Here is a 21,263-nt window from a genome sequence, read left to right as displayed (position 1 = left end):
CTCCTGTCAGTGCTTGAGGATCTTGGACAGGAAGTCCTTGGCGCGGTCGCTCTCCGGGGCCGTGAAGAAGTCCTCGGGAGTCCGGTCCTCGACGATGCGTCCGTCGGCCATGAACACCACGCGGTTGGCGGCGGACCGGGCGAATCCCATCTCGTGGGTGACGACCACCATGGTCATGCCTTCACGGGCGAGCTGGCGCATCACCTCCAGCACCTCGTTGATCATCTCCGGGTCGAGCGCCGAGGTGGGCTCGTCGAAGAGGAGCGCCTTGGGGTCCATGGCGAGGGCCCGGGCGATGGCGACCCGCTGCTGCTGCCCGCCGGAGAGCTGGGCGGGGAACTTGTCGGCCTGCTCGGCCAGTCCGACCCGTTCCAGCAGTTCCCGGGAGCGCCGGTCCGCCTGGTCCTTCTTGCGGCCCCGGACCTTGAGCTGGGCGAGCGAGACGTTGGCCAGCACGGTCTTGTGGGCGAACAGATTGAACGACTGGAAGACCATGCCGACTTCGGCTCTGAGCTGGGCCAGCCCCTTCCCCTCCTCGGGAAGCGGCTCCCCGTCGATGAAGATGTGGCCCGACTCGATCGTCTCGAGCCTGTTGATGGTCCGGCAGAGTGTTGACTTGCCTGACCCGGAAGGGCCGATGACCACCACCACCTCCCCGCGGCCGACGGTGAGATTGATGTCCTGCAGGACGTGCAACTTCCCGAAGTACTTGTTGACGTCCCGCAGCTCGATCAACGGATCGACGGCCATACGCTGCCCTACCCACTTTTCGCTGTGTCGAGGTCAGCGCAAACTATCCACGCCCCACCCGGACTTATGGGCCGACACGCACCAGTGAGGCATAAGGCTGTTTATCGCGATTTCGCCCCGGGGCCGCTCTCGGCCGACTCCGCGTACATCTCGGAGAGCTCGGGGCTGCCCGTCATCGCCCAGTCCAGACCGGCTGTGACGACATCGATCTCGCGGCCCGAGGCCAGGCGCACCACGGGCTGTCCGCTCGCCAGGATGTCCCATGCCGCACCCGGGACGGTACGCACGAGCACGGTGCCGAGGTAGAGCCCTGCGTCGTTGCCCAGCCAGGGCAGTTCGTCGGGGTCGTCGCGCCACCTGGGCGGGATCTGGTCGAGCGCGGACAACGAGGCGGGGGTGTCGTCGAGCCGGAGACCGCTCTGCTTGGCACGGGCCCGCAGCAGCTCGCATTCCGCGAACAGCTCCGCCACGCCCTCCGGGTCGGTCTCGACGGCGGCCGCGAGGGCGCCCCCTCGCGTACCGCCCTGGCGCTTACGCCAGTTGTCCAGAAAAGGGATGTACATACCACCAGGGTCCCATCCCCGCGATGTTCCGCGCCGCAGGGCGCGCGACCGTTCTTCGTCCGATACGTGGTTCCGGGCGGCCGGTTGGGCCTGGACCTCGCGTTCCGGGGGGACTTGTCCCCACACGACGGGTGACGGGCACCTGTCCCCGGGCTGTCGGGACGGGGCACCGCCCCTCGTGGGACGACGCGGACCGGGGGCCGTCTAGGCTGCCGGGATGACCTCGCAGAGCTACCTCTCCGAACTCTTCTCGCTGGACGGCCGCGTCGCCGTGGTGACCGGCGGGAGCTCCGGCATCGGCCGTGCCATCACCGAGGCGCTCGCCCGCGCGGGCGCGAGCGTCGTGGTGGTGGCCCGGCGCGAGGCCGAACTGACCCGGACCGTCGACGAACTCACGGCCCAGGGGTGCCGCGCGGCCTGGGTGAGCGCCGATCTCGCGACGGCCGAGGGCGTACGGACCGCGGGCGAACAGGCCGCGGCCGCCTTCGGGGAGCCGGACATCCTCGTCAACTCCGCGGGGGTCAACCTGCGTCCGCCGATGGGCGAGCTGGACGAGGACGTCTGGGACACCACGATGGCGGTGAACCTCAAGGCCCCCCATCTGCTGGGCCGGCGGTTCGGCCCCGGCATGGCCGAGCGCGGTTTCGGCCGGATCATCCACATCACGTCGCAGCAGGCGCACCGGGCGTTCGTACAGAGCGGGGCGTACGGGGTCTCCAAGGGCGGGCTGGAGTCCCTGGCCCGTTCGCAGGCCGAGGCCTGGTCGCCGTACGGGGTCACCTGCAACACGCTGGTGCCGGGGTTCGTGATGACCCCGCTCAACGCACGGATCTCCGGGGACCCGGAGAAGGTGGCGGCCCTGGCCGCCCGCACGATGACCGGCCGCAACGGCCTCCCCGAGGACTTCGCGGGCGCCGCGGTCTTCCTGGCGAGCCGGGCCTCGGCGTACGTCACCGGGCAGTCGGTGTTCGTGGACGGCGGGTTCTCGGTGCACTGAGCCCCGGCCGGGGCGTCCGGTCAGACGTCGAGGTCCACGACCACCGGCGCGTGGTCGGACGCGCCCTTGCCCTTGCGCTCCTCACGGTCGACGTAGCTGTCCTGGACGGCGGCCGCGAAGGGGGCGTTGCCGTAGACGAGGTCGATCCGCATGCCCCGGTTCTTCGGGAAGCCGAGCTGGCGGTAGTCCCAGTAGGTGTACGGGTGGTCGTACTTGAGCGGGCGCGGCACCACGTCCGAGAGCCCTCCGGCACGCAGCGCGGCGAGCGCGTCACGCTCGGCGGGCGTCACGTGCGTGGCGCCCTCGAAGAGGGAGGGGTCCCAGACGTCGTCGTCCGTCGGCGCGATGTTGAAGTCACCGAGGACCGCGAACGGCACCGGGCCCGCCGCGTCCGCCGCGACGGCCTTCCGCAGCGCCTCCAGCCAGCGCAGCTTGTAGGCGTAGTGGTCGTGGGCGACCTCGCGGCCGTTGGGGACGTAGACCGACCAGACGCGGACCGGACCGCAGGCCGCCGAGACCGCCCGCGGCTCCTGCACGCCCTCGTACTCCGGACCGTCGGGCAGCCCCGTCACGACGTCCGTGAGGCCGACGCGGGACAGCAGCCCGACCCCGTTCCACCGGCCCGTGGCATTGACCGCGGACTCGTAACCCGCCTCGCGCAGTGCTTCGGCGGGGAACTGTTCGAGCGTGCACTTGGTCTCCTGGAGACACAGCACGTCGGTGCCGCTGCTCTCCAGCCAGGCCAGCAGCCTCGGCAGCCGGGCCGTGATCGAGTTGACGTTCCACGTGGCGATGCGCATGCGACCAACCTAACCGCTCGCACCGACAGCCGGACGGGAGGCGGCCCGGCTCAGAGACGGGTCGCGTCCCCGGGGGCCAGCCGGCCGTGGTCCGCTCCCCCGAGAGCACCGATCTGGTTGTCGTAGACGGGGCGCGCCAGATCGGTGAGCAGCGCGTCGTGGACGTCGATCGCACGCCGCGGCTTCACCTCGCGTACGTAGTCGATGACCTCGGAGATCTTGTTCCAGGGCGCCATCACCGGCAGCATCAGCGTGTCCACCGGGTGGTCCGGCACGGTCAGCGCGTCGCCCGGGTGGAAGAGCGAACCGTCCACCAGGAAGCCGATGTTGGTGATCCGCGGGATGTCCGGGTGGATCACCGCGTGCAGTTCCCCGTGCACCTGTACGTCGAACCCGGCCACGGAGAACGTGTCACCGTGGCCGACCGTGTGCACCCGGCCGGGGAACGCGGCGGACAGTTGCTCCGCGACGCTGCGCAGGGTCCAGATCTCCGCGGCGGGGTCGGCCTCCAGGCCGGCGCGCAGCCGGGCCTCGTCGAAGTGGTCCGGGTGTTCGTGCGTGACCAGGATCGCGTCGGCGCCGACCGCGGCGTCGTCCTCCGAGAAGCCGCCGGGGTCGATGACGAGCGTCTGCCCGTCCCGCTCCACGCGGACGCACGAGTGGGTCTTCTTGGTGAGTGTCAGAGGCGATGCGTTCATCCTCCCATCCTGCTACGCGGGCGGGGTCGTTTCCTCGCGGATCACCGACTGCGCGACGGCGAACGCTGAGTCCGCCGCCGGGACGCCGCAGTAGACGGCGGTCTGCAGCAGCACTTCCTTGATCTCGGCCGGGGTCAGGCCGTTGCGCAGCGCCGCCCTGACGTGCCGGCCGAGGCTCTCCAGGTGCCCGGAGCAGACGACCGCGGTGAGGGCCACACAGCTGCGGGACCGGCGGTCGAGTCCCTCACGGCTCCAGATCTCACCCCAGGCGTAGCGGGTGACGAGGTCCTGGAAGTCGTCCGTGAAGTCGTCGGACGCGGCCGTCGCGGCGTCCACATGGGCATCGCCCAGGACTTCCCGCCGCACCTTCATCCCGAGGTCGTACCGCTCGTTCCGCCCGGCGGGCACGCTGTCCGGCAGGGCGGCGGGCGCTATCTCGGCCACCGGTGTCACGGGCGTGAACGGGGCGGCGGGGGCGGGTGGCACCGGGAAGGACGCCAGGGTGTCCTGCCAGGACGAGGAGAAGTGCATGAGGAGCAGGTCCGTCACGGCACCGGGCTGCTCCACGGGCGCGAGGTGGGAGGCGCCCGGGACGAGGGCGAGCCGGGCGTCCGGGATGCCCGCGACGAGGGTCCGCGCCTCGGCCGGACCGGTGACCTTGTCCTCGGCGCCGACGAGGACGAGCGTCGGAACGCCGATCCGGGGCAGCTGGGCACGGATGTCGAAGGCGGCCAGCGCCTCGCAGAAGGAGATGTAGCAGCCGGGATCGGTGGTGCGGACCATCTGGACGGCCCACTCGACGATCGCGGGCTGTGCGGCGGCGAAGCCCGGGGTGAACCAGCGCTCCGGGGAGGTGCGGGCGATCGGCTCCAGGCCGTTGGTACGGACGACGACACCACGCTGGCGGAACTCGTCCGCCGTGCCGAAGCGGGGCGAGGAGGCCACCAGGGCGAGGGAGGCGACCCGGTGCGGGTGGCGCAGCGCGAGGTCGGCACCGACCGCGGCGCCGATGGAGCACCCCGCGTACCCGAAGCGCTGGACGCCCAGGCTGTCCAGGGTGGCGAGCAGGCGGTCGGCGAGGTCGGTGACGGAGGCGGCGGGACGGGCGGGGGCCCCGCCGTGACCGGGCAGGTCGTACCGGAAGACTCTCCAGTGCTTGGAGAGCTCGGGCATCTGCCGGTCCCACATGTGCCATGTGGTACCGAGGGAGGGTCCCAGCACCAGCACGGGTGCGTCCTCTGGCCCGTCTACCTGGTACTTCACCGTCATGTTGTCTGTCTCGCTCACGCTCACACGCTCCCACGTCTCACAGCCATCTCACACACCGCCCTCCTGAGCGCTGTGAAGACCGCCCCATGTCGTAGCGGCTCCACGAAGGTCCTCTACGTCCGGCTTCACGTACCAGCGCTTGGTGGTCTTCACGTTGGTGTGCCCCGCCCATCGTGCCAGTAGGTGATCCGGCACCCCATTGTTGGCCAGGTAGGTAAAGCACGATGCACGCGCGTCGTAGAGACGCACCTGGCGGAGTCCGATGTCTGCCATGAGCTTGTAGGCGCGAGTACGGAGTTGCTTCGTGGTGTGAACTTCTCCGGTCACATTCACGCACATATAGCCGACATCGGCGTAGCCCGTACCGAGAGCCAATTTCTCAGCAGCTTGCAGAGCCTTGAACTTCTTCAAGGCTTCCTTTACCGGAGCGGGCAGAGGGAGAACGCGTTCCCCTGCCATTGACTTGGTGTCCTTCTCGATGACAGTTTTGTTTCCCATCATGGTCCGCGTGTTGGCCACGATGAGAGTGTCATCAGCCAGGTCAATGTCTGCCCAACGAAGTCCGCAGACTTCCGCCGGACGGAGACCCATGAGCGAGAGAAGGAGCGGAGCGTAAAGCCGGTCTCCGGCAATTCCCTGCACGAACGCATGGACTTCCTTGACGTTCCAAGGCTCAAGCTTCCCCTTCGTCTTCCGCTCCACCTTCCTAGCCTTACGCGGGATGCTAATTTCCGATGCCACATTAACTTGCACGAGCCGCTTAGTCACGGCGCGATTCAGAACGTCCTTGAGCCGAGCTAGGCTCATATCCACGCTGGTCACTCCAAGCGGAGTTCCCGCCTTGTCGCCACGAACGCGACCGAACTTGAGAGACCAGAGCATCCACGCTTCTACGTCTTCCTCGGTCAGCTCTTGCAGCTTGATGTTTCCAAGCTTTCCGCGGACCCTATCCAGGGTGGTCCGGTAGTTGTAGACAGTGGTCTCCTCCAGGTCCTCTGCCTTCTTTTCCAACCACTGGTCAATCCACTGATTGACCGTAATCAGGTGAGGCGGAACGAAGGACCCTGTATTCTGTTCGTTCTCGATGCGAGAGATCTCCGCCTTCACCTCTTTCGCAGTATCCTTGGTGATGGTGAGTTGTCTACGCTTACCGTTCTCGTGCTTCCCGATGCCAATTACCGCGCGATAGCGGATTTTACCGGAAGCCAGGACGATCTTCTTCGGTTCGGGCATGAACCCACATCCTCCATTTTTCCACGTGCTGACATCGCAACGCCGCCCCTACCGATTAGGGGTAGAAAGAATTGACGGCACCGTCCTCTCCGGCTCCACCGCCAAGCACGGCCAGGAGGGAACACCGTCAATCCTCTCTACGATCCCCGGTTTCGGTAACCGGGGATCGTGGCCTATATTCCGTCCCGCCTTCTGGAGGGCTACGAGGTGAGTCGGGAAGACCTAAGCGCGGGGTAGGCATCGTCTTCGACCAGGACCATCAGCACGCTGTGGGCTAGGCCGTGTGTCGAAAGTGGATCTTGGGCTGTGAATGATCACGGTTCATGGGTCGGGGAGATCTCACGGACGAGCAGTGGGCGGTGCTGGAGCCGTTGTTGCCGAAGGGCACGAAGGCGGGCCGGCCGCCCGTCTGGCCTCGGCGGCAGTTGATCGACGGCATACGGTTTCGGGTCCGGACCGGTGTGCCGTGGCGGGACATGCCCGTCGAGTACGGGCCGTGGGGCCGGGTCTACGACCTGTTCCGCCGATGGCAGCGGAACGGCACCTGGGCCTTGGCCCCGGATGTTGGACACACGAGACACTGGATCCTGACCCGGCTGCAGTCCCTGGCCGACGCGAAGGTGGCGATCACGTGGGACCTAAGCGTCGACTCCACGGTCTGTCGTGCTCATCAGCATGCGGCCGGGGCCCGCAAGCAGGGCGACCTGCAGAAGGAACCGCCGGGCGGCGTGTTCACCGAGCCCGGTGATCACGGACTGGGCCGCTCACGCGGTGGGTTCACCACCAAGTTGCACCTGGCCGTCGAGCAGGGCCAGAAACCCATGTCGATCGTGATCACGGCCGGGCAGCGCGGCGACTCACCGCAGTTCGAACCAGTGCTGGAGAAGATCCGCGTGCCCCGCATCGGGCCGGGCCGGCCACGCGTCCGCCCCAATCGGGTCCGGGCGGACAAGGCGTACGCCTCCCGCAGGAACCGCGCCTACCTGCGCCGACGCGGGATCCGCTGCACCATCCCGGACAAGGCCGACCAGGCGCGCAACCGCCGGAAGCTCGGCGCCCGCGGCGGCCGGCCGCCGCGCTTCGACCCGGTCGACTATCGCGAACGCCATGCGGTCGAGTGCGGGATCAACCGCCTCAAAAGGCACCGGGCTGTCGCCACCCGATTCGACAAACTCGCCGTCCGTTTCGAAGCCACCGTCCTTGTCGCCGCGATCGGAGAATGGCTGTGACGGACGGAGCTGCCGATGCTGCCTGCTCGCGTCGGCCATACCCTTGCCGACGATCACAGCCAGCCGGCCCAGCCGAAAGACACGAGGTAAGCGCGCTTGACTGCGGCCCACCCGCGGCGACCGCCACCGACAACCGCAAAAAGGGCGACGGTGAACCAGAACGCAACCGCTCCGCCAACGATCAGAGCCCATACGGTGCCGCCAATGGCAGCGAACAAGACCACGATGAAGACCGTTATGACGAGCCCGGCATGGGCACCGCCGACGCTCACACGAAACATCTCGCGCATGACGCGGCGGTCCTCTGCGAGAACCTTCTCGTAAGCGTTCAGCTCTCGCCCTGGACCGTCCTGCTTCCCCATATCCCGCTCCACGAGCCCCCTCAACATGCTGGCCAAGCCGAGTCCGGCAATCCCATGGACGCTCCAGCCCGCCACAACGTTGCCTCTCGGCCACTTTCGACACACGGCCTAGGGCCCGAGCTGTAAACCTGTTCGGAACACCCCCGCGTCGGCGGGGAGGACGCCTCGAACTCCCGGTGGATCGCCCGCACGAACGGAACACCCCCGCGTCGGCGGGGAGGACGGAACCCGCTCTTTTCCGGACTAAGAAACGATCAAGGTTTGTGCGCTCGCGCCAGGACGTTGCAGCTGCCGCATGGGCGGTGTCACCCCGGCACCCGAGGTGCCGACTCGCCCCGTCACCATCCCTGCGATCATTTGGTCGTGAGTTACGACCTTGCTGTGTGGGACGGTGAGCGGCCGCTCAATGACGATGCGGCGGGCTCGGCCTTCGATGAGATGTACGAGCGCTACCTCGAATCGGAGGACGTCGCTGTGCCGCCCTTCCCGCGCATCAAGGCCTATGTGAACGCCTTGATCGAGCGCTATCCGGAGGATGACCGTGACAGTCCATGGGCGTCCCCTCCGGTCATCGACGAAGCGTCGGGACCGATCGTGTACCTACTCATGTCCTACAGCAGGGCCGAAGAAGTCTCCGAGTACGCCGCTTCGCTGGCACGCGAGTATGAGCTGATCTGCTTTGACCCGCAAGGCGAAACTCTGCGGTCATGAGTGGCCCAGAGCAGCAGTCGAGACAGGGACTTGGTCCATCCTCGGAGGCACATGCGCAATCGCCTGCGGGGCAACGAGAGGTGCTTGAGTGTTCACTGGGGGAACCGCACGGCTGCTGGTCAGGAACGACGGTGAAGCAGCATTGGAGCTGACCGTGGAGCCGTGGGCCGATGCCTACCAGCTCCTGCCGGGGCAGACCTGCGTCGTTGTCACTCACTCCCCGACGGAAGACGGCTCTTGGTCCGGAACGCTGCGTCGGGACGAGCCGTTCCAGGTCGACCATCGGCGGGATTCGGTCACGGTGTGGGCCAACGGCAACTGCTTCCACCTCAGTGACATGGCGGGCGGTGCGATCGATGCGGCCGACTGGCAGTGCCCTGCCCAAAGCGGTGTTCCTGAAAAGTAGCCGGCTCGACCTGGCGCCCACGGCAGTAAGGACTGCTAACAGAATGCGTCGTGTGGACGTGGCTGGTTCCTTCGTGGCCCGAAACCGAGGTGCCCTAGAGTCGCCGCATGCGGCGACGGACGGGATTGGCGATAGCTGGAGTTGCAGCCCTGGCCTGGGGTGAGTGGTTGAACTGGCACTGGTCTCGAGCGCTCGTGGGGAGTAGCGAGGGCACCTCCGCGGCCGTGGTGGTGTTGGGGTACCGAAATCCCCAAGGGACGGCGAACTTGATCAACCGATGGCGAGTCCGTGCTGGAATCCGGTCCATCGCCGCTGACGGTGCGCATGAGACCTGCGTGAACTTCAGCGGCGGTGCGACCGGTAGCGGCGCCACTGAGGCCCAGCTGATGGCTGGCTACGCGAAGTCGGTGCTTGCGTTCGACGGCACGGTGCTCCTCGAAGACCAAAGCGCGACGACGTGGGAGAACATCACGAACGTGATCCCACTGCTTGAGGACGTGGATCGCATCAAGATCGCCTCCCAGCCAGCTCATGCGCTCAAGGACCGTGCGTACCTGCGGCGGCAGCGGCCCGATCTTGCAGAGAAGCTGGTGCGCGCGGACGACTACCGCACTGGCGAGTGGATGGTCGTCAAACCGTTGTTGGCTCTGTACGGACTTTGGACACTCCGCGGCCTCAAGGCCGAAGAGCGGAAGATCTCGCTGTAGACAGCCGCTGTCGCCTGGGCTCAAGCCTGGTGGTTCTTGAGCCGGCGCCAGCAGATGATGCTGCACCCCAGAGTGAGGAAGGCTTCGTGGATGTCGTCGCGGATCTCCCAGCGGATCCGCAGGCGGCGGAACCAGTGCAGGTGAGCGAACGCGCGCTCCACCACCCAGCGTTGGGCGCCCAGACCGGAGCCGTGCTCGATGCCGCGGCGGGCGATCAGCGGCTTCACGCCGAGATCCCAGACAAGACGGCGGTACTTGTCGTGGTCGTAGCCGCGGTCGCCCAGCACCACGTCCGGGCGGCGCCGGGGGCGGCCGCGCTTGCCTCGTACCGGCGGCACGGCTTGGAGGAGTGGGATCAGCTGGGTGACGTCGTTGCGGTTGCCGCCGGTCAAGGTGGCGGCGAGCGGTATGCCGGTGGCGTCAGTGATCAGGTGATGCTTACTGCCCGTCCTGCCCCGGTCGACAGGGCTTCGTCCCGTCTTGGGACCCCCTTTTAAAGCCCGGATGTGCGAGCCGTCGACCGCCGCCGGGAGAAGTCCAGGGCGTTCGCGCTGCGGAGCTTGGCGAGGAGAACCTCGTGCAGCCGGGGCCACACCGCCGCCTCAGTCCACTCGGCCAGACGGCGCCAGCAGGTCATACCCGAGCCGAAGCCGAGTTCCTGCGGCAGGTGTTCCCAGGCGATCCCGCTATGCAGCACGAACAGGATGCCCTGGAACACCAGCCGATCCGGATGCCGCTTGCGCCCGGGATGGCGGGCCCGCCGTTCAACCTTCGGCAGCAACGGCTCGATCACCGCCCACAGCTCGTCGTCAACTTCCCAGGGCTTCGACCGCGCCACCCCGCACCCCCAGATCATCAGTCTGGCAGTGATCCAACCACCTCGAAGATCATTTCGTTAGGAGTTCTAAGCACACAAGCCGGACAGGTCCACCTCGACGACCTCACACCCCCGACCCCGCCTGACCTGTCCCATCAAGTAGCAGCTCACTGGAACTGCACCCCGCTCGATCAACCTGCGCACACCCGCGTACTCGCAGATCAGACAGACACCGCCTCACCCCGCCCCCATACTCCAAGTACTCCAGAGACACCATGAATATCACCCAGAAAACTGAGAAGCCCCAGCTCACAACCACAACGTGAACCCAGAAAACCCGAGCGACGACACCGCGGCCCCTTCCCCGTCCTCGGCGAGGCGGAGGAGGCCCGGCGCGGCCGACGCCTGGCCCTGCTGCAGACCGCGCTCCTGGAGCAGGGCGCCGCGCGCAACCTTCGTACCCGTCATGACCTCCCACCAGAAGGTCGAAGAGCCGGGCGTTCGCGGAGAAGCTGCCGGAGAGCACAGCCGAGCTGTACGTCAACGATGCCTCGGACGAGGACCTCGCGGAGGCGGAGGCCCTGCCGGGGTCGTCCATCGACGCCGAGTTCTGGGAGCTGGAGGCCGGCCGCCACGTATCCTCGGGCCGGTCCGGTCGGCATGGCTGTGCGGAGACCACCTCATCGCCGAGCGCCGGGAGGTACTGCACCAGTTCGCCAACGGCATCGACACGGCCGGGCACCGGGTGCAGCGCGCCTTCCTCGTCAGTGTTCGCGTGCTTGGTGAGGGGGTGGGCCTCACGGGCGAGCGGGGAATCGACTCGATCTCCTTCGCGGACACCCGCGGCTCCCAGGTGGAGATCGTGCAGGACATCGGCCGGGCGCTCCGCCGCAACCGCGAGGGGAATACGAAGGTGGTGCGGATCATCGTGCCGATCTTCCCGGAGCTGGGCGAGGATCCCATCGACATGGTTGCCTCTGCCAGTTTTCGCCCCCTTGGTTGCCGTCCTTCAGGGCCTGCGCTCGTATGACGCCCACCTTGTTGAGCAGCTGGCCTCCCGCGCTCTCACCAGCGGACAGCGCACCCTTCACGTCCAGGAAGACGAGAACGGGCAGACCGTCGGCGCCGACCGCGCGGGTGACGGCGGGGACCAAAAGCACGACGACGGCGCCGACACGGCAGCCGAGTCCGCGCTGCTGCACTTCTCCGGCCCCAGCGACGCGACCACCATCATCGCGTTCCTACGGGCCCGGGTCTAACGGCCCGAATCCCAGGTCTGGCCGGAGGGCTACCAAACCCTGACCCGGTGGCGGAAGGAGAACGAGATCATCGGCCTGAGCGGAACAAGCTCACCCAGGAGCAGCTGGACGCGCTGCGAAAGCGAGGCACCGACTGGGCACCTCTCGTCAACCATTGTGCCGGTGTCGGCCTCGGGCACGCCCCGGGAGCTTCGTGGCTGCCTCAGCCGTTGGCGGATGCGTTGCCGTGCCCAGGGCGCCGAGACCGTGGGCACGATCGCGGGGCGTTCATCGCGGCCGGAGGCTCAGGCACCAGCCACGTTTGCGGGCGCGGTCCAGCCGGTAGCCCGGATCCACTCGGCCAGGTCCAGGGTGGCCGGCTCGATCGAGCGCACCACCGCGAGGTCCGAGGGGTTTTCCTCCGCTTTCGCGAACTGGCGGAACATCGCCTTGTCGAGGTCGTTGGGAAGCACGCTCAACGGGAGGGTCTCGTACCGTGCCGGGAGCCCGGCGCGCGCGCCGAATGTCTCGGCGATCTGGGGGCCCGTCAGCTCGTCGCCGATGAGCTCGACGACTCCGCCGGGCGCCTGCGCGATGTCGAGCAGGAGCGCGGCGGCGACCCGGCCGATGTCCCTGACCGAGATCATCTTCAGGGCGACGTCCTGCGGCAGCGGCAGCCTCAGCACGATCTCCCCATGCTCCAGGCTCGGTGCCATCACGCTCGCGAAGTTCTCCATGAAGGCGGTCGCGCGAACCATCGTGGCTCTCAGGCCGGACTTCCTCAGGTGCTCCTCGATCCAGTGCTTCGAGTCGTGGTGCGGCACACCCGACTCCCGGTCCGCTCCGAAGACCGAGTTGAACACGACGTACGGGACGCCCGTCTCGCTCGCCGCGTCGACGAGTGCGGTGCCGACGCGGATCTCTGCCTCGACCTCTTCGAGGCTGTTCGCCTCCGGGGTCATGAAGTAGAACCCCTCGACCGTCGCCAGCGCGGCGGCCAGCGACGCCGGGTCGTCGGCCCGGATGGCCGCCAGCTCGACGCCGCGGGCGGCCAGCGCCTGAGCCCGGTCGGACTGCGGGTTGCGGACCAGAGCCCGCACCCGCGCCTTGTGGTCCAGCAGCGCGTCGACCACCGCCCCGCCCTGTTGTCCCGTCGCGCCGAAGACTGCGATGGTGCCGGTCCTCTGTGTGCTCATCACTGCCACCCCTCACTAGTTCATGCCGTGAACAAAACTAGTTCACGGCATGAACTGTGGCAAGGGGGGTGGAGCGGGCCCTCACGGTGTGATGGGCTGGTTCGAGGTGGGCGAAGAAAGGTCCGAGGTGTCCACGATGGCGGTGGCCACGCGCTCGAAGTCACGCTGGTCGTCGGCGTCGAGGTTCCTCGCGATCTCGGGCAGGCGCTTGGCTACCTCTGCGTAAACGGCCTCGCCGAGCACCTTCCCCGTGGGCGTCGCACTGAGCATGACGATCCGCCGGTCCTGCGCCGAGCTCGCCCGGCCGACCAACTCGCGCCGCGCGGTGCGATCGACCAGCTGACTCAATGAGTTCTTGGTCATACCCAACGACGCGGCGAGATCAGCCATCTGCCGCGGCTCGTTCCTGACTGCGCAGAGCAGCGTGGCCTGCGAAGGGGTCAGATCGAACTCGGCGCAGATCTGCGCGTACTTGCGTTGAATCACAACCGAGAGCCAGAAGAGCTTGTCGCCATAGTCCACGCCGGCCTCCCCTGTCCGATAACGAACGATCAGCCTACTCGTCACGGGCCGGCAGACCACCCCACTCACCAGGAGATGCACACCCCTGCGAGGCCGGCCCGGCACTCCTACCCCAACCACTTTGATCGACTTACCCTGTCCCTTCACCCTCAGGTGGCACCTCTACCGGCGCACGACGGGTCGCGCGCCGGTGCCCCATCACTCCTGTCCCGCATCGAGGCTGCGGCAGTCGGTGTATCGGGGGTGGTCGCCGCCGTAGACGGCGGCCGGGTCGCCCGCGTTCAGCGGAGCGTTCCACCGGTGGAGGCAGGCCGGCGGGTCCGGGCAGACCAGAACAGCCGCAGGAGACCGCGTTCCAGCCAAAACTCGAAACCAGCGACCCGACACACAGCCCTCGTTACCCGCAGCTCAACCTCCAGCGGCACCAGGCCCGCCGCACCCAACTCCAGTGTTGACATCCACGGCTCCCCAGCTCACCGAAGAGCCCGTCATGATCAAGGACAAACCAAGTAAGACACCAAGACTTACCCCAACCACGCGGGCTGCACCCCAGCAGCAGTAAGACGCCCGATTCCTTCAACCACTCGCAACATCGCCGACCACGAACCTGACACCCCGGAAAGCCGACGGCAACCACACTGCGGCAAGACACGCAGGCAACGGGATTCTCCAGGCGTTACTTGTGGGCGTGGTACGTGGAAGGGGCGATCTTGCAGTCGTGCTCGGTGAGCGTCCTGCAGATCGGCTCGACGCCGCCGAAGCGGTCCCGGTGCTCGTCGACGAACGTTACGAGCGCGTGTGTGGCCGGTCGAGCTCGGCCGTGAAGAAACTTGCCTCCGCCTTGAGAATGTCATTCGCCCGCTTCGGCTCGGCGTTCTCCTTCTTCAGCGCCTTGAGCTGGGCGGATTCCTCCGTCGTCGTCCCCGGGCGCGCGCCTGCGTCGATCTCGTGCTGCTTCACCCAGTTCCGCGGCGTCCCGCGGGAGCCGATGTCCAGCTTAAAATCGAGCCTCCACCCGACCCGGGGCGGTTCATTTCACCCCTCAGGCAATTCCATGCTTGAGGCCCAGGCCGCCACGGAACCCCATGTCGTCAGGCCCCTCCGACACCGATGCGTCCGGGCGCCAGCGGTCGACGGTCACTACGCCCGGTTCCAGCAGTTCCAGTCCCGTGAAGAATTCCTCGATCTGCTTTTGTGTGCGCAGCACCACGGGCTTGGAAACCTTGTTTTGCCGGTAGAAGGCCGATGCCTCCGCTGCCCTGACGGGATCTGCGTCACCGCAGGCATGGGACAACGCGACATACGAGCCGACCGGAAGAGCGTCCACGAGAACCCGCAGGACGCCCGCCGGGTCCTCGTCGTCGTCGAGGAAGTGCAGGATCGCGGCCAGGACAAGGCCCACCGGACGTGTCATGTCGAGGGTCTCGGTCACCTCAGGCGATTCCAGTACCGCGCGCGGGTCACGCAGGTCGGCTTGCAGGTAGGTCGATCGACCCTCGGGTGATATCGGGGTGAGCAGCGCCTCGGCGTGGCGCAGTACCACGGGGTCGTTATCCACGTAGACGATCCGAGCCGACGGCACCATGCCTTGAGCGATCTCGTGCAGGTTGGGCCGGGTGGGGATGCCGGTGCCGATGTCCAGGAACTGTGTGACACCCCCCTCTTGCACCATATGCCGTACAGCGCGCGCCATCCATGCCCGGTTCTGCTGCGCACTCCGCTGGATTTCCGGCCAGCGCTGGGCGATGCCCTCCGCGACGGCTTGGTCCACCGGGTAGTTGTCCTTGCCACCGAGGAGGCTGTCGTAGACCCGCGCCGGGTGCGGCTTTCCCTGTTCGAATGACCCGTTGGGGAACACACGATCTCCTTCGCACGATGGCACGTTCGGTTCACACAACAACGCTCTGGCCAGAGCCATTTGAACATACTGTGCAGTGCGAACCTACCCTGGCTCTCGGGCCGCTTCCGCCCGACCCATCACGTCGCAGGAGCGGGCGCCCGCGATCACGGTCGATGCCCAGGGCCATGTCGAGGACGCCGATGGTGCCGACGCATCCGTTGCCAGGGGCTCGCCGAGCCCGAACGCCGACCGCCACCGGGGGCCGGGTGTGTCCAGTAGACGGCTGATCCAGTTTTTTTGTAGGGGCCAGTTGGCGGCCGGAGTAAGTCGGCCTTCGAAGGCGATCTGGAAGGCGTTCAGGGGTGCCTTCCAGCGCATGGTCCACCGCTTGCGGCCCTTGCCGGTGGGCTCCAGGCTCATCAGTGCCATGTAGACGCACTTGAGGGCCGCGGCTTCGTTGGGGAAGTACCCGCGGGCCCGGACGGCCTTGCGGATACGGGCGTTGACGGACTCGATCGCGTTCGTCGAGCAGATCACCTTGCGGATCTCGACGTCGAAGGAGAGGAAGGGAACGAACTCGGCCCAGGCGTTCTCCCAGAGCCGGATAACCGCCGGGTACTTCTTGCCCCAAGCTTCCTGGAACTCGCCGAACCGCTCGGCCGCGGCAACCTCGTTCGGGGCCGTGTAGACAGGCTTCAGCGCCTTGGCGATCTTGTCCCAGTCCTGGCGGGCCGCGTAACGGAAGCTGTTCCGCAGCAGGTGAACGACACAGGTTTGGACAATCGTTCGAGGCCAGACGGCCTCCACCGCCTCGGGCAGGCCCTTCAGTCCGTCGCAGACCAGCATGAGCACGTCGTCGATGCCGCGGTTCTTCAGCTCGGTGAACACGTGCAGCCAGTACTTGGCGCCCTCACCGCCGTCACCGGCCCAGATCCCCAGGATGTCCCGGGTGCCTTCGGTGGTCACGGCCATGACGACGTAGACCGGGCGGTTCGCGACCTGCCCGTCTCTGATCTTGGTTCTGTCGTCGATCTTGTGGTCGAGGTGGTCCCGGTTCATCGTGCGAGCAGGACGCGTTTGCGAAGGAGATCGAGGTTGGCCCGGCCGAACATCTGGCGCTTCAGCATCTTCAGCCGGTTGACGTTGCCTTCAACGGCGCCAGAGCTGTAGGGGCAGGGTCAGGCCGTTGCGGACGGCGTCGAGATCGCGCCGGAGGTTGCGGGCGAAGGATGCCAGTGGCGCCAGGGTGTCCTGCTCGGCGTCGGCGATCCAGTCCTCGAGACGGTCGCCGTGGAGGCCGGTCATCATCGTGGCGAATTTCCTGACGTGGCCGGTGAGCCGGTCCAGCTCAGCATCGCGCTCGCGTAGACGGTGCAGCTTGTCTGCGTCCTCGTCTCGCAGGTGTTCGGGGTTAGTCATGATCCAAGCGGTGGCGTCGCGGACCGACGGAGGCTTGGGACCGACGGCAGGAGCGTGTCCCCGTCCGGTTCGGTAGCGCCGCAGATGACGCTGAACAGCTAACTCGCCACCAGGGTAACCAAGTTGCTGGATCTCTCGGTAGAGCTGGGTGGCGTTTCTGACGCCTTCGTTCCAGCGCCGGTGCAGATGGCCGACGTACGGGTCGACGATGTGCACCCGCTGCAGGCTCTTGGCGACGACGTCATCGGCGGAGCGGGCACTGACCAGCTTGCGGATGGTGGCCTGGTGCAGGCCGAGCTTCCGTCCGATCGCGGCCTTCGACATGCCCTGCTCCCACAGTTCGTGGGCGGCACCATGCTGTTCCCGCAGGCGAGTCACGATCTTCAGCTCGTCCGGCGAATGGACCACCGCGGGCTCCACCTCCAACGACTCGGCGGCCTCGTCCGGAGCTGGTTCGGCCAGGCGGGAGCGATGAGCGTTCACACTCTTCTCGACTGCCTGACCGAGGTTGGCCCACAAGTGATACCGGTCGGCGACCTGCTGGGCCTGTGGTGCCCCGACCCGAGCACCTTCTGCGTAACCGCTGGAGCGGTCACGGCAGATCACCTTCACCTCGGGGTGACCCCGGAGCCAGTCGGCCAGGTCCTCGCCCTCGCGACCGTCGTAAAGGTGAAACGGCCGGTGGGTAGCCATGTCGATCAGCAGCGTGCCGTAATGCCGTCCCTTGCGGAAAGCGAAGTCGTCGACACCCAGCACCTCCACTTCGCTGGCATCCGGTTCAGGCACGGCTCTGACCATGCGCAACAGTGTGTCCCTGCCCACCGAGATACCGACGGCAGCCGCCACGCGGACTCCCGCCCGGCCTGCCAGGGCCAGGCCGATATGCGTCAACACCCGACGCAGCAAGGGGGTGTAGCGACTGTGTGGAGTCGTCAATCCGGCGATCTGCTCGGCGAACGTCACCGCCGGACACCTGGTGTTCTCGCAGCGGAAACGGCGCACACCCAACTCGATGACGACACCGAGACCGCCCGTGGCAACGTCCCGAAGCCTGCGTATGTACCGGCCGTGCACCCGCACCGAGCTCTCACCGCACCGGCAGACCCCGGCTGTCGCCCGCACCCGCCTCCTGAACACCACCCGATCCGGTTGCCTCTCTATCTCCTCAATCAACAACGGGGACAGGTAGGGGAACAATTTGAGGAGTACATCACGAGAGCACACGATTCATGATCGCGAACAGTCGGCACGAACCGCTCAGCCGTCCGGATCACAAGATCGTCGACAGAACCCTGATCTTGACGTTGATGGCGTCCACGAACAGGACCGGATAGACGCGGTCCAGCGGGCGGTTGGACCATTCCGCCATGCCCTCCATCACCTGGTCGGTGATCGTCGAGATGGTCTGCTTGGAGATCTCCGCGCCGTAGACCTCGGCCAGGTGCGCGGAGATCTCCCCGTGCGTGAGCCCCTTCGCGGACAGCGACAGCACCATCTCGTCCACGCCGGTCAGGCGCCGCTGCCGCTTCTTCACGATGGCCGGCTCAAACGTTCCGGCCACGTCCCGGGGGGCCTTGACCTCGACCAGGCCGACATCGGTCAGCACCGTCTTCGCACGCGTTCCGTTGCGGCTGTTGCCGCGGCCCCGGCCCTCGGCATCGTGCTTCTCGTATCCGAGGTGATCGGTGATCTCGCCCTCCAGGGCGGACTCCAGCACCCGCTTCGTCAACTGCTGGAGCAGCCCGCCCTCGCCGGTCAGCTGCAGGCCCTCGCTGCGGGCCCGGTCCACGAGCATCGCGACCAACTGCTCATCCGACGCGGCCGGCACCGGCGTGACCGCCGGCTTCTCCACGGACTCCTGCGCGACAACGGTCTCGGTCATCTCTGGCGTCTCCTTGATCGTCAGATCCGCCGTTGATTAGACACTCCCGCATGAGGAGCGCCCGATCCGGCAAACGCCGGTGTGCACTTGCACGTGGGCACCGGTCAGGCCGACCGAGGCAAGCCGATTTGCGGCGGGCAGAGTGTCCTCGTTGAGGAGGCGTCGTACGTCGGCTCGGCTCGCGGTAGTGATCGTGACCCGCGACGGGCCATCTCACCCGAAGAGGGCGCGCGGGTCCGCTTCGACGCCGCCGAGAGCTCGCGTGAGCGGAGCGGCACCGAGGGTTCGAGCCATCGGACCGCTCCTCCGTCATTCAGATGATGCCGACATCGCCTGCCCTCGTGTGAAAAGCACGTCGAAATCCGGCTCTCCCACATAGAGATCACCGAGCTGATCGCCCCGCACACCGACGCCCCGCCATGAAACTTCGAACAGCGAGCGGCGGAGTGTCGCTGCACCGTGGCAGGCCCATCAGCCACGGCTCGAAGGCCACGCATCCGACCACGAGCTGGTCGGGCGCGCCGGCGCGAGAGCCGGGCAACCTGAGACTGACCCCTCAAGGAGTGACTCAGATCACATCGCGTGAAGTGGCCTCACTCGTCGTTCAGTGTCACGATGTCACTTAGTGACGAACGTCCGAACTGCTGACCCACAAGTTGACCCGGAAGAGCTGATCATCATGCAGAGCACCAGTCCCCAGAAGGCGGCGACTGTCATGCAGGCGGCAGACCAAGGGAAGAAGAAGACGGCGCTGGAACAGGTGGGCGGCACGAAGGGGGTCATCTATTCGGCGCTGCCCGCCCTGGTGTTCGTCGTCGCCAACAACGTCGGTGGACTCAAGGTCGGCATCCTGGCCGCTCTCCTGGTCGCCGGTGGCATCGCGGTGCAGCGACTGGTGCGCAAGGAGTCGATTCAGCCCGCGCTCGGCGGCGTGTTCGGTGTGACCGTCGCCGCCGGCATCTCTTGGTACACGGGATCCGCCAAGGACTTCTTCCTCATCGGCATCTGGGCGAGCCTGGTCGGCGCCGTCGCCTTCGTTCTCTCAGTGGTGCTGCGCTGGCCCCTGGCCGGCCTGATCTGGAACTCGACGACCGGCAAGGGCATCGTCTGGCGGGCGGACAGGCGTTCGCGGATCTACTACGACATCGCCACCCTGGTGCTGGCCGCCATCTTCAGTGCCCGGTTCGCCGTCCAGCAGTACCTCTACCAGGCCGACGAGGTCGGATCTCTGGGCTTCGCCAAGATCGCCATGGGCTACCCGCTCCTCGCTGTCGGGATCCTGGCCGTCGCCTGGGCCGCCCGGGCTTCTGACAAGCGGCTGAAGGCGGTAGGGCTGCTGCCCGCCAAGCGCACCTGACCAACGACCTCTCCGCCCCCGGCCGTGCCGGACGGGCCACCCGGCCCGTCCGGCACACGCGTCCGCGACGCGGAGCGACCACGGCGATGTCGGGCGCCGATTCTTATGAGTTGCCGACGCCCGCACCGTCGCCGCGAGCGCAAGGCCCAGCACATCCTGACCTTCGTCGGCATAGGCGCAGCCCTCGTCGGTTGCCGCCGCCACACCAGCTGAACGACGCCTAACGAGTTGGTGCGTGATTGCATTGGAGACGTGGGGGCGTGAGCTGGGGGTTTGTGTCAGCCGGTGGTGTTGCGGTCGGAGACGAGGCCGGCGATGGCCCGGTAGGTGACGGGCAGGGTCTCCCGGCGGTGAGTCCAGCGGACCAGCTGCTTCCAGCGTTTGTGATCGGCGAGGGCGTGTTCGACGGTAATACGCTTCGAGGAGTGCCGGTGTCGGGCCCGTAGGCGGGCTTCGAGGACCTCGGGCGGGCTGATCTTGTTTCCCTTCCTGGGCGGGGTCACCGCCTGGCCGGGATGGTCGCGGCGGAGCCCGAGGTAGCCGTCGTCCAGGAGGACCTCCACGTCGCGAAAGTGCCGGAAACAGGGACCGATGCCTTCGTTGCGTGCGGCGGTCGCGTCATGCATCCGTCCTGGCCGCAGGGCGTCGGTCCAGAGCGTGCGGCCCTGATGGTCGGCGACGACGGTGGCCTTCATCGTGTTCTGTTCCTTCTTGCCCGAGACGAACGCACGGCGCCCGCCGCGGCCGGCCGGGGGCCGGCGGACCTGGACCTCGGTGGCGTCCAACCGCAGCTCGATTCCCTCGGCCTGGGCGTATGCGAACACATCCGCCAGGGTCCGCAGCCGCAGGCCGGGCCGGTCCGGGACCGCGCATCCCCGCTCGGCCAGCAGCCCTCGTATCTCGCTGATCGCACGGGTGATGGTGGAGCGGTCGACGCCGAACAACAACCCCGACGCCGCATGCGGCAAATCGTGCCGCAGGTGAATCAGCGTGGCCACGAGCCGGTCGACGAACACCAGCCGATGCCGGGCACCAGCTCCTGCCTCGCGCTTCCTGGCCCCGCCGCGAGCCTCGTGACGACGGCCCTCGACCACGGCCTGCCACGGTCCCGCCAACTCCGCAACCAGGGAGGCGAGATGCCCCCGGGAGACCCCTGTGAACACCTGATGCGCGAGAACCGTCCGACTGAGCATGATCGCCACATCCGGATCATGTCATCCACCAGCAAGAACACATCACCCCCAATCACGCACCAACTCGTAAGGCG

General features: G+C 67.1%; 20 protein-coding genes and 3 pseudogenes. 7 read left to right on the top strand and 16 right to left on the bottom strand.

The window, feature by feature from the left end; genetic code table 11:
- Positions 1 to 6: 6 nt before the first annotated feature.
- The gene (locus SACTE_RS27605) at positions 7 to 750 is read right to left on the bottom strand and encodes an amino acid ABC transporter ATP-binding protein (RefSeq protein ID WP_014049300.1); all 744 of its coding nucleotides are present in this window, start codon (positions 748 to 750) and stop codon (positions 7 to 9) included.
- Between the two features lie 101 nt (positions 751 to 851).
- A complete protein-coding gene (locus SACTE_RS27600) occupies positions 852 to 1,313 on the bottom strand; it encodes a DUF6278 family protein (protein WP_014049299.1) in 462 nt (153 codons plus the stop codon).
- A 217-nt stretch (positions 1,314 to 1,530) separates the two neighbouring features.
- On the opposite strand from SACTE_RS27600, the gene SACTE_RS27595 reads away from it, so the two are divergent.
- Entirely contained in the window at positions 1,531 to 2,310 is a 780-nt protein-coding gene (locus tag SACTE_RS27595) for an SDR family oxidoreductase (RefSeq protein WP_014049298.1), read from the top strand.
- Positions 2,311 to 2,330: 20 nt separating this feature from the next.
- Here SACTE_RS27595 and SACTE_RS27590 read toward each other — a convergent pair whose 3' ends face one another.
- Genes SACTE_RS27590 through SACTE_RS27575 form a run of 4 tightly spaced genes read right to left on the bottom strand, consistent with a single transcriptional unit; the run spans position 2,331 to position 6,310 of the window.
- Entirely contained in the window at positions 2,331 to 3,110 is a 780-nt protein-coding gene (locus SACTE_RS27590) for an exodeoxyribonuclease III (RefSeq protein ID WP_014049297.1), read from the bottom strand.
- 50 nt (positions 3,111 to 3,160) lie between these two features.
- Positions 3,161 to 3,808, bottom strand: coding sequence for an MBL fold metallo-hydrolase (locus SACTE_RS27585; protein WP_014049296.1), 648 nt, complete (start codon positions 3,806 to 3,808; stop codon positions 3,161 to 3,163).
- Positions 3,809 to 3,820: 12 nt separating this feature from the next.
- On the bottom strand, positions 3,821 to 5,095 hold the full coding sequence (locus SACTE_RS27580; protein WP_014049295.1) for an alpha/beta fold hydrolase: 1,275 nt from the start codon (positions 5,093 to 5,095) through the stop codon (positions 3,821 to 3,823).
- Positions 5,096 to 5,125: 30 nt separating this feature from the next.
- A complete protein-coding gene (locus tag SACTE_RS27575; protein ID WP_014049294.1) occupies positions 5,126 to 6,310 on the bottom strand; it encodes a site-specific integrase in 1,185 nt (394 codons plus the stop codon).
- 323 nt (positions 6,311 to 6,633) lie between these two features.
- Here SACTE_RS27575 and SACTE_RS27570 point away from each other — a divergent pair, with 323 nt between their 5' ends.
- The gene (locus SACTE_RS27570; protein WP_014049293.1) at positions 6,634 to 7,539 is read left to right on the top strand and encodes an IS5 family transposase; all 906 of its coding nucleotides are present in this window, start codon (positions 6,634 to 6,636) and stop codon (positions 7,537 to 7,539) included.
- Between the two features lie 53 nt (positions 7,540 to 7,592).
- Here the strand turns inward: SACTE_RS27570 and SACTE_RS27565 are convergent, their stop codons facing one another.
- Positions 7,593 to 7,901 (bottom strand): hypothetical protein, encoded by a 309-nt coding sequence (locus tag SACTE_RS27565; protein ID WP_014049292.1) that lies wholly within the window; start codon positions 7,899 to 7,901, stop codon positions 7,593 to 7,595.
- A 363-nt stretch (positions 7,902 to 8,264) separates the two neighbouring features.
- Here SACTE_RS27565 and SACTE_RS27560 point away from each other — a divergent pair, with 363 nt between their 5' ends.
- From SACTE_RS27560 to SACTE_RS27550, 3 genes are all read left to right on the top strand, one after another.
- Positions 8,265 to 8,612 (top strand): hypothetical protein, encoded by a 348-nt coding sequence (locus tag SACTE_RS27560; RefSeq protein WP_014049291.1) that lies wholly within the window; start codon positions 8,265 to 8,267, stop codon positions 8,610 to 8,612.
- An 88-nt stretch (positions 8,613 to 8,700) separates the two neighbouring features.
- Positions 8,701 to 9,018, top strand: coding sequence for a hypothetical protein (locus tag SACTE_RS27555; protein ID WP_014049290.1), 318 nt, complete (start codon positions 8,701 to 8,703; stop codon positions 9,016 to 9,018).
- Positions 9,019 to 9,125: 107 nt separating this feature from the next.
- Positions 9,126 to 9,725, top strand: a complete 600-nt coding sequence (locus tag SACTE_RS27550) for a YdcF family protein (RefSeq protein ID WP_014049289.1) — start codon at positions 9,126 to 9,128, stop codon at positions 9,723 to 9,725.
- Positions 9,726 to 9,745: 20 nt separating this feature from the next.
- Here SACTE_RS27550 and SACTE_RS33515 read toward each other — a convergent pair.
- A protein-coding gene (locus SACTE_RS33515; RefSeq protein WP_226995188.1) for an IS5 family transposase occupies positions 9,746 to 10,581 on the bottom strand; the annotation gives its coding sequence in 2 pieces (ribosomal slippage) (positions 9,746 to 10,249 and positions 10,252 to 10,581; 834 coding nt in all).
- A gap of 312 nt (positions 10,582 to 10,893) precedes the next feature.
- Here SACTE_RS33515 and SACTE_RS27535 point away from each other — a divergent pair.
- Positions 10,894 to 11,879: pseudogene (locus tag SACTE_RS27535) on the top strand (helicase); the annotation flags it as partial.
- 206 nt (positions 11,880 to 12,085) lie between these two features.
- Here the strand turns inward: SACTE_RS27535 and SACTE_RS27530 are convergent.
- The 7 genes and pseudogenes from SACTE_RS27530 to SACTE_RS27500 form a co-directional block, all read right to left on the bottom strand.
- Complete coding sequence (locus tag SACTE_RS27530) at positions 12,086 to 12,976, bottom strand: NmrA/HSCARG family protein (protein WP_014049288.1); 891 nt, start codon at positions 12,974 to 12,976, stop codon at positions 12,086 to 12,088.
- A gap of 81 nt (positions 12,977 to 13,057) precedes the next feature.
- The gene (locus tag SACTE_RS27525; RefSeq protein ID WP_014049287.1) at positions 13,058 to 13,498 is read right to left on the bottom strand and encodes a MarR family transcriptional regulator; all 441 of its coding nucleotides are present in this window, start codon (positions 13,496 to 13,498) and stop codon (positions 13,058 to 13,060) included.
- A 786-nt stretch (positions 13,499 to 14,284) separates the two neighbouring features.
- Positions 14,285 to 14,458 (bottom strand): IS3 family transposase, encoded by a 174-nt coding sequence (locus SACTE_RS27520; protein ID WP_019993067.1) that lies wholly within the window; start codon positions 14,456 to 14,458, stop codon positions 14,285 to 14,287.
- An 82-nt stretch (positions 14,459 to 14,540) separates the two neighbouring features.
- A complete protein-coding gene (locus SACTE_RS27515; RefSeq protein ID WP_014049286.1) occupies positions 14,541 to 15,356 on the bottom strand; it encodes an SAM-dependent methyltransferase in 816 nt (271 codons plus the stop codon).
- A 318-nt stretch (positions 15,357 to 15,674) separates the two neighbouring features.
- Positions 15,675 to 16,355, bottom strand: a pseudogene (locus tag SACTE_RS27510) (IS256 family transposase); the annotation flags it as partial.
- A 132-nt stretch (positions 16,356 to 16,487) separates the two neighbouring features.
- Complete coding sequence (locus SACTE_RS27505) at positions 16,488 to 17,879, bottom strand: ISL3 family transposase (RefSeq protein ID WP_226995246.1); 1,392 nt, start codon at positions 17,877 to 17,879, stop codon at positions 16,488 to 16,490.
- A gap of 169 nt (positions 17,880 to 18,048) precedes the next feature.
- Positions 18,049 to 18,552, bottom strand: a pseudogene (locus tag SACTE_RS27500) (transposase); the annotation flags it as partial.
- Between the two features lie 766 nt (positions 18,553 to 19,318).
- Between SACTE_RS27500 and SACTE_RS27495 the strand changes: the two are divergent.
- Positions 19,319 to 19,996, top strand: coding sequence for a DUF3159 domain-containing protein (locus tag SACTE_RS27495; RefSeq protein ID WP_014049285.1), 678 nt, complete (start codon positions 19,319 to 19,321; stop codon positions 19,994 to 19,996).
- 278 nt (positions 19,997 to 20,274) lie between these two features.
- Here SACTE_RS27495 and SACTE_RS27490 read toward each other — a convergent pair whose 3' ends face one another.
- Positions 20,275 to 21,189 carry a transposase family protein gene (locus SACTE_RS27490; protein WP_014049284.1) on the bottom strand — a complete coding sequence of 305 codons (915 nt, stop codon included), beginning with the start codon at positions 21,187 to 21,189 and terminating at the stop codon, positions 20,275 to 20,277.
- Positions 21,190 to 21,263: the final 74 nt, after the last annotated feature.

The organism is Streptomyces sp. SirexAA-E (assembly GCF_000177195.2).
Lineage (GTDB): Bacteria > Actinomycetota > Actinomycetes > Streptomycetales > Streptomycetaceae > Streptomyces > Streptomyces flavovirens.
This window is presented reverse-complemented; position numbering and strand designations above follow the sequence as displayed.